This is a genomic window from Schleiferilactobacillus harbinensis DSM 16991 (assembly GCF_000425885.1).
GTDB classification, from domain to species: Bacteria; Bacillota; Bacilli; order Lactobacillales; family Lactobacillaceae; genus Schleiferilactobacillus; species Schleiferilactobacillus harbinensis.
In genome coordinates, this window is sequence record NZ_AUEH01000077.1 from 1 (window position 1) to 7,603 (window position 7,603).

Below are 7,603 nucleotides of genomic sequence, written 5' to 3' on the forward strand. Positions count from 1 at the left end.
AAACTGCCTTCTGGCGTCACACCGATCATGCATTCCGATCAAGGCTGGCAATACCAAACCCGTGAATACCAGATCCGGTTACACGCCATGGGAATCGTTCCAAGCATGTCCCGCAAAGGCAACTGTCATGACAATGCCCCAATGGAAAGTTTCTTCAACCTGCTTAAGCGTGAACGTCTCAATCGACAACCGATTAAGGATATTAAGGAGCTGAAACAAATCGTGACGCATTACGCCAGATGGTTTAATCATGATCGAATTTCACTGAACAAAAACGGCCTGACCCCGATTGAATATCGGAATCAAACCGCTGCGTAATTAATTTCCAAACTGTCTAACTTTTTTGTTGCACTTCAATTTTCGTATCAGCCTTTTTGTCAATTTGCGAAGTAATCCCGGGCAATCTGTTCGTAAGTACCAATTGCTTGCTGGTAATCCTGAACATTCACGTGCTCGTCAATCTGATGGGCAATGCTCATGCTGCCGGGCCCATAAATAATCGTTTCAAAAGCATGCTTCGATTTCGTATAAACCGATGCATCCGTGGCCGCATGGATAATGGCCAGCTCTGCTGGGCGCCCAAGCACCGTTGTGATCGCCTTGTTCGCCGCGGTCACTAACCGGCCATCCTTTTTAGAAATAACCGGCAAGAAACTATGGGTCAGACTGAACTCTAAGGTGCCATCGCCCCGGGCATTCAGTTTCGTTACAATATCCTGTAACCGCTGAATCACCGCATCATTCCGGAAACTCGGTGTTGGCCGAATGTTGCCCGCGGCGACTGCCAAATCAGGGATCGTATTCACCTGATCGCCCGCCTGCAAAACAGTGACACTGTGGGCCAGCGGGCCAATCACCGGATCTACCGGCACATCATCGAAGGCGTGCCGTTCGGCGACAATAAAATCGACCAGTTTCTCCACGGCATTCACGCCCCGCTGCGGTTCAGAACTGTGGGCTGATTTGCCGTGACTGATGATTTTATAGTTCAGAGAGCCGGCGTGGCCGAATAAGACTTTCAACGAGGTCGGTTCGCCGACGATCAACCCGCTGATATCGTCGGCGTAGCCGGCTGCCAGCAATTGGTCGGCACCCATGGCCCCGTATTCTTCGCCGACCGTTGCCAGCAGTCGTACGTGCCCAGTGAAGCCGGTCTTTTTCAGCCGAATCAGGGCCAGCACCATGGCGGCTAAACCGCTCTTCATATCCGCGGACCCGCGGCCGTACAGCTCACCGGCATGGATTTCCGCGCCCAGAGCGGGATAGGTCCATTCTTTGGGATTACCGAGGCTGACGGTATCTTGATGCCCTTCAAAAACTAAAATGTCATCACCGCTGCCAATTTCGGCGACCAAATTACTCCGGCCGGGCGCGTACGGAATCAGCTTGCTCGTGATGCCCGCGCTGGCCAGCTTTTCTTGAAGCAAGTGGGCAATTGCTTCTTCGTGGTCATTGGCTGAATCGGTTTGAACCAGTTTGGTTAAAAACGCGACGTCGTCATTCATTAACACAACACATCCTTTTGGCTTCAGCTTAGTCATTTCTGTCGCCGGAGACAAGCAGCTACTCCACCGGTGTGGTTGCCTCTTCATGCTGGCCAATCTTCGCTAATAACGGCATCACGCCGCCCAGACCAAAGAGCACACCTACGGAAATAATATTTAAGAACAACTGATGGAACCAAATGCCGGAGAAGACGGCGCCTTCTTGGGGCAGGACACCTAAACTGGCGCAGACGAAGGCAAAGCTGAAGCCCCAAGCGCCAATCAGAATGGCTAACCAGCGGTGTTTGATGAATACGAAGGGGGAATTGAACTTTTCTTCATGCAGGCGCAGGGCAATGAAACCGGCGAAGACCCAGCAGCTCTTGTAGGGTGTGACGATGCCATTCAGGTTCAGCAGCCAGTTGAAAATCGAATTAATGCTGGGGAGGGTGCCGGACAGGAGCAGCAGGAAGAGACAAATACCGGCGGTCAGGACGTAGGAATGGATCGGCCGGCCGAACTTGTTCTTCCGCAGCAGCCACTTGGGCATGAAGCGGGCGGAGGTGTCGACGGCCAGCACCCGGCTGGAGGCGTCGATCAGTACGGCGAGTTGGGCCAGCATGTATGTCAAAGAAACGGCGGAGTAGACGTACAGCAGGAACTTGCCCAGGCCCCACGCGGCGCTGAGCCGCTCGAAGGCATAGAACGCACCGTTCATCTTCAAGTCATCCGGCAAGTGGTGGGCGTTGAAGAACACGCCCATGGCCAGGGACCCGAAGACGGTGAGAAAGCCGCTCATACAGGCCAGCATAATCATGGATTTTGGAAACTCGTGTTTCGGGTCGCGCATTTTCGTAATATATGCCGCCCCCAGCTCTGCCCCGGAAACGGCGAAGATCAGCAGACCGGTGGTGGCGAAATAGTGCGTGTCGAATTTCGGAATGAAGGCCGACCAATCAAAGGGTTGGGTGGCGATATGGAACCCGCCCGCGGCCACGCCGGCACCAGTCATCAAGACAAACAGGATCGTCATGATAAACATCGCCGCGCCGCCCAGCATGCTCATGAATTCCATGGAGTGCTGGACCAGGTTTTGGGTGAGCAGGAAGATCAGAATGACGGCAAAGGTGAAGATACCAAACATTTTATCTGTCATATATTTATCCAGGGTGTTGTTGCCTAATACCAGCCAGGACAAGGAGACGATGACCGAGTTGGCCACGTCGACCAGATAGGGCAGCAGGGAGGCCCAAAACATCCAGCCGGTCCAGTATCCGGCAGCGTCGCCAATGGCGTGGCGGGACCAAGTCGCCAGCCCGCCGCCGGCTTCGCTGAACGTCGATCCCATTTGGGCTGAAATCAATTCATACGGCAGTACGTAGGCCACCACCATGAAGATCCAAGAAAAGACGACGGCGAGGCCTTGATTCTGAAACGGGTAGACTAAATCTTCGAAGCCAATGACAGTGACGAAAGTCAGTAGAGCCAGCGTGGGCCATTTAATATAATGCGGTGCCAGATCTTTATCCAAACTATTTTCCTCCTCAGGGTTGGCAATCAATTACCGATGATTACGACACACTGCGGAGGATCGTTATCCCAATGGGGCATGGTCATTTTTCTCCCAAGACTTAAGTTAAAATTATTATACTTGTCCGCCAGCGGCCCGCCCAGAACGAAAATCGGTTTCAAAAAAAACATTCTGGCAAAAAATCACCAGAATGTTGATGGAAATCCAAACATTAAACCGGAATCTTGATCAAATCACGCCGCGGCGCCGTAGACAGGACTTCGCTCTGCCCGTCGGTGATCAGCACATCATCCTCGATGCGGATGCCGCCCAGACCAGGGAAGTATAGGCCGGGTTCGATCGTCTCCAGCATATTAGCTTGGAACTTGATGTCGCCTTCGCCCGGCCGGGACGTGATGTAGGGCCCTTCGTGGATGTCCAGACCCACGTTATGGCCGGCGCCGTGGATGAAGTACTGTTCCACACCGTACTTCTTGAAAACACCGCGGATGATGCTATCCAGTTCCCGGCTGGTCATACCGGCGGTCACGGCATCAATACCGGCCTGCTCCGCTTCCAGCACTTGATAATAGGCCTTCTCCAGCTTCGGATCAACGGTGCCGATAGCGATGGTCCGGGTCATGTCAGAAGCGTAGCCGTTAACCAGGGCGCCGAAGTCCATGGTCAGAATATCGCCAGCTTCGATCACTTTATGGCTGGCTTCACCGTGGGCAAAGGTGGAACGGATGCCGGAAGCGACGATGGTATCAAAGGAGGTGCCTTCGCCGCCATGGGTCTTCATGAAGTATTCCATCTTCGCGGCCACGGCCATTTCGGTCATGCCGGGGTGGATCTCGCCCAGAATATACAGGAAGGTGGCATCCACGACCTGAACGGCCTTACGAATATCAGCCAGTTCCTCCGGGTCCTTGGTCCAGCGCATTTCTTCTACCACGCCGCTCATGGGAATGACGTCGGGAGAAATGGCCTCGACAAACTTGCGGCCCTGCTCGTAGGTCAGCTGGTCGGCTTCGAAAACGACGGAATCAAGGCCGCTTTCGTTGATCAGCTTGATGGTGTCGGCCAGCAAGCCCTTTTGCCAGCGATAGATCGTCACGTTTTCCGGCATTTCTCGCTTCGCCTGTTCGACAAAACGGCCGTCAGTGACCAACGTCAGCTTATTCGGGGTTGCCAGCAGCAGGGATTCGTCGCCGGTAAAACCGGTCACGTACGTAATATTCTTAGGGTTGAGCATCACGAACTGCGCAATGTGTTTCTCGTTCAATTTCTGAATGAATCGTTCTACTCGGGCCATACACATCTCTCCTTAATTATATTGGATCACTGCCATCGTAGCGCAGACGGCGCATGGTGTCACGAATCGTTGGTGTACAACCGAATTTCCCGGTGGTATAGTGAAGCCACGAAGGAGTGATCGCGGATGACCAGTGTCTATGATTTTAAAGAAACCGAAATGAACGGCCAGTCTTTACCGTTAGCGAACTATAAGGGGCAGGTCCTGCTCATCGTGAATACCGCCAGTAAATGCGGTTTAGCACCGCAGTTGACGGGGTTAGAAAAGCTGTACAAGCAATTCCATGACCAAGGGTTCACGGTATTGGGGCTGCCCTCGAATCAGTTCCATCAAGAACTCGACACAGACGAAGCGGCCAGCGAGTATTGCCAGATGCATTACGGCGTCACCTTTCCGATGACCAAGCGAGTGGCGGTCAACGGGGACGATGAAGATCCGTTGTTCACGTATTTGAAGGACGCTTCCGGTCATGGTCGGATCAAGTGGAATTATACGAAATTCCTGATCGGCCGGGATGGGAAGCTGCTGCATCGTTACGCGCCGACGACGAAGCCGGAGAAATTTGCGGCGGATGTTGCCGTGGCGTTAGAAGTTAAATAGGCCTAGCTGGCTGAGCCGCTCAATCCGTGCGATGGGGCGGCTTTTTTGGTCCAATCACTACGCAAAATCGCATACATGGCTTCGTCGCAAACACCGGTATTATTGCGTCCTCGTTGGCGGAGCACGCCCTCTTTCCGCATCCCGGCCTTGGCCATGACTTTGCCAGAATCCGGATTGCGCACGTCGTGGGTGGCTTCGATTCGCTGGACATCAGTATTAGTGAAGAGAAAGTCGATCACCACCCGCAGTGTTTCCGGCATATAACCGTGGCCCCACCAGGCTTGGCCGGACACGTAGCCAATGGCCAGTGAGCGGATGTTTTCGTCCGCCCGAACGACAGCAATATTGCCGATCACGGCGGCCGACTGGTCGGCGAGCTGAATGGCCCAGTAGTAGAAATTCGGCTGGGCATACTGATCGGCGACCCAGGCGATGCGTTCTTGGGCTTGGGCGAAGTCAGTATAGGGCGGCCAGGTGAGATACTTGGTCACTTGCGGATCGGTTTGCCAGTTGTGATACGCCGCAGCGGCGTCGGCCGGAGTGAAGCGGCGCAGAATCAAGCGTTTCGTTCGAATTGGTTGGGTACCAGCATGGTGCATGGACATCAGCTCCTGAACAAGAATTACATACCAGTATTGCACGGTAGCGGGTGTTTTCGTAGTCCTAATTCAAAATATGATTGCCGTTGCACTTTAGTGCTGCATTTTGGAGGGCTGATATGATTGTGTTTCAAAGTGAAGGTGTATAGAACGAGCAGGTCACGTTGACGGATCTATATTAGAAAAAGCAGGAATTCCCCGCATATTGGCGAGACGTTCCTGCTTTTTGTGGCTAGTCGAAGCGCCAAACGATTTCGGCGTCATATCGTTTGAGTACGACTTTATTGTCCGGATCAGCGAGTACGTCGATCGTGTAATTCAATGGTGCCAGTTTTTTGATTTTCTTTTTGGGAGCGTTGTTGGCGTAGACTTTTGCTGAAACTCCGTACGCATTGATCACATCAATTGATTCGCCCGGCTGGACTAGTTTGCCGCGATTGGCGATACGCCGGGCATCTTGTTCTGTGCGCGGGCCATCCATTCCGTGATAACCGCTGAATGTGGGAATCGCTTTGATTGCTTTTAATTTAGTTGGCTGCCAGATCTGCATTGTTTGCACCCGGAAGACACGGGAGAACGCTTTGACCGCGTCCTGGGGCTGGTTGGTAGTGTTCTTGTACGTATAATCGATTTTGAAACCAGTCCAAGCGTTGGGGTCTGTTTCACTCTTGCCCCCGCCAGCGAGATAACTTTCCCCCGTGGTGAATTCACCCAAGGCGGTGGTGAACCGATAAGGGGTATACAGATTCTCTTTGGGCAATTCTGCAAACTGATAGGTACCGTCCTTGATTTTTGCCTGAACGGCCTGGACTTTCCGTTTACTGACAGCATCCGCCTTTTGCTTGCTGACCTGAGCCGCGCTGGGCTGGCTTTTTTGCGGTTCGCACCCGCTCAATGCACCAAGCGCACCGAATCCCGTGATTGCCAGCAGTACCGGCGCCAAAATCCTCTTCAAATCGTTCCTCCCGTTCCTTTTTAGGTGCCAAATGGTACTAAATAAGATAATTGCCGGTTCTCCAGACGATGGTCTGTCCGAGATGCTCTCAGCCAACTAGGGTAGCCTGGCAGTCGAGTCTAACACTGATTCCTGGCCTTGAAGTTCCCGTGAACGTCGGGTATGGAGGCTCGCACCTCAATCTTATTCAGTTGCCGTAAGGACCGTATAGTCTGTTGCTTGTTGCAAGTTGATTGCGGCATTCACGTCGCGATCGATGGATAATCCGCAGTGCGGACAATTGAATTGGCGGACGGCCAGATCCGCCATCGTACCGTGGAATTGAGCTCGATTGTAAGTGCCGCAGGTGCTGCATAACTTTGTACTGGGATACCAGGTGCTGACTTCGCGCAACTCAATGCCATGCTTTAGACACTGCCACGTGAGCCAAGTCTTGAAGTAAGAAAGTCCCAACTTTTGGATACTGGGTGCCAACTTGGGATTGGCCTTCATCCCCTTGATATTGAGTTTTTCCACGGTGATATGCGGCGGTTTAAGCTTAACAATTTGCGCAATGGCTTGGCGTACCGTTTCTTTGTTGATCTTTGCCAGTTTAGCTGACCAGCGGGTCAGATAGTATCGAGCCTCTTCGATGCCTCGACTGGTCAGATAACCAGCCTTTTGATGCGGGTGATTCTTGGCGAAACTCTTCTCGGCCGCAATTTTGCGCCGGGCCAAGCGGGCCTGCCAGCGTTTCTTCATCTTTTCCACGTGGTAGTAATAGGACGTTTTGGAAATATTGATAAACTTTTTGCCGGTATTCAAAATGGCCATATCTTTGATGCCCAGATCAATGCCCAGGCCTAACTCGGTCTCCGTGTGTGCGACTGGCTGGGTTGGTGCCGGCTCATCAGTAGCCACCACCACCCAATAGTCATTCGCCCAGCGGCTGACCCAGCAGCCAGTGATGTGATACCCGATTTTTTGAAGCCGGTCATCAGTGGGCAAATAACCAAATTCAGAAAGCCGCAGCCAACCAATCAGTGGTAATCTGATACGGTCGCGCTGAACGCGGATCGCACCGCTGAAATAAGCCACTTGGCGGGCATGATAGCCCTTGAAGCGCGGCTCTTCCGCTAAGCCCTTGAAATAGTTCTGGAA

The 7,603-nt window shown here is 52.8% G+C and carries 8 protein-coding genes; 2 read left to right on the forward strand and 6 right to left on the reverse strand.

Annotated features, from left to right (window positions below):
* Positions 1-318 (forward strand): IS3 family transposase (locus H627_RS0114905; RefSeq protein ID WP_027829401.1); only part of this gene is annotated, 318 nt, incomplete at its 5' end.
* 59 nt (positions 319-377) lie between these two features.
* Here H627_RS0114905 and H627_RS0114910 read toward each other — a convergent pair.
* From H627_RS0114910 to H627_RS0114920, 3 genes are all read right to left on the reverse strand, one after another.
* On the reverse strand, positions 378-1,505 hold the full coding sequence (locus H627_RS0114910; RefSeq protein ID WP_027829562.1) for an ArgE/DapE family deacylase: 1,128 nt from the start codon (positions 1,503-1,505) through the stop codon (positions 378-380).
* Between the two features lie 58 nt (positions 1,506-1,563).
* A complete protein-coding gene (locus tag H627_RS0114915) occupies positions 1,564-3,015 on the reverse strand; it encodes an APC family permease (RefSeq protein WP_027829563.1) in 1,452 nt (483 codons plus the stop codon).
* Positions 3,016-3,226: 211 nt separating this feature from the next.
* A complete protein-coding gene (locus tag H627_RS0114920; RefSeq protein ID WP_027829564.1) occupies positions 3,227-4,309 on the reverse strand; it encodes a M24 family metallopeptidase in 1,083 nt (360 codons plus the stop codon).
* Positions 4,310-4,435: 126 nt separating this feature from the next.
* Here H627_RS0114920 and H627_RS0114925 point away from each other — a divergent pair, with 126 nt between their 5' ends.
* Positions 4,436-4,909, forward strand: coding sequence for a glutathione peroxidase (locus H627_RS0114925; RefSeq protein WP_027829565.1), 474 nt, complete (start codon positions 4,436-4,438; stop codon positions 4,907-4,909).
* A 2-nt stretch (positions 4,910-4,911) separates the two neighbouring features.
* Here the strand turns inward: H627_RS0114925 and H627_RS18690 are convergent, their stop codons facing one another.
* The 3 genes from H627_RS18690 to H627_RS0114940 all read right to left on the reverse strand — a co-directional run.
* Positions 4,912-5,508, reverse strand: coding sequence for a GNAT family N-acetyltransferase (locus H627_RS18690; protein ID WP_051225471.1), 597 nt, complete (start codon positions 5,506-5,508; stop codon positions 4,912-4,914).
* A gap of 232 nt (positions 5,509-5,740) precedes the next feature.
* Positions 5,741-6,463 carry a hypothetical protein gene (locus tag H627_RS0114935; RefSeq protein WP_056990086.1) on the reverse strand — a complete coding sequence of 241 codons (723 nt, stop codon included), beginning with the start codon at positions 6,461-6,463 and terminating at the stop codon, positions 5,741-5,743.
* Positions 6,464-6,646: 183 nt separating this feature from the next.
* The coding region (locus H627_RS0114940; protein ID WP_027829567.1) for an RNA-guided endonuclease InsQ/TnpB family protein at positions 6,647-7,603 on the reverse strand (957 nt) is incomplete at its 5' end.

What these genes read in the sequence shown, in the direction of transcription:
- H627_RS0114910 (WP_027829562.1), bottom strand. Translation starts at nt 1,505, where the DNA reads ATGAATGACGACGTCGCGTTTTTAACCAAACTGGTTCAAACCGATTCA.
- H627_RS0114920 (WP_027829564.1), bottom strand. Translation starts at nt 4,309, where the DNA reads ATGGCCCGAGTAGAACGATTCATTCAGAAATTGAACGAGAAACACATT.
- H627_RS0114925 (WP_027829565.1), top strand. Translation starts at nt 4,436, where the DNA reads ATGACCAGTGTCTATGATTTTAAAGAAACCGAAATGAACGGCCAGTCT.
- H627_RS18690 (WP_051225471.1), bottom strand. Translation starts at nt 5,508, where the DNA reads ATGCACCATGCTGGTACCCAACCAATTCGAACGAAACGCTTGATTCTG.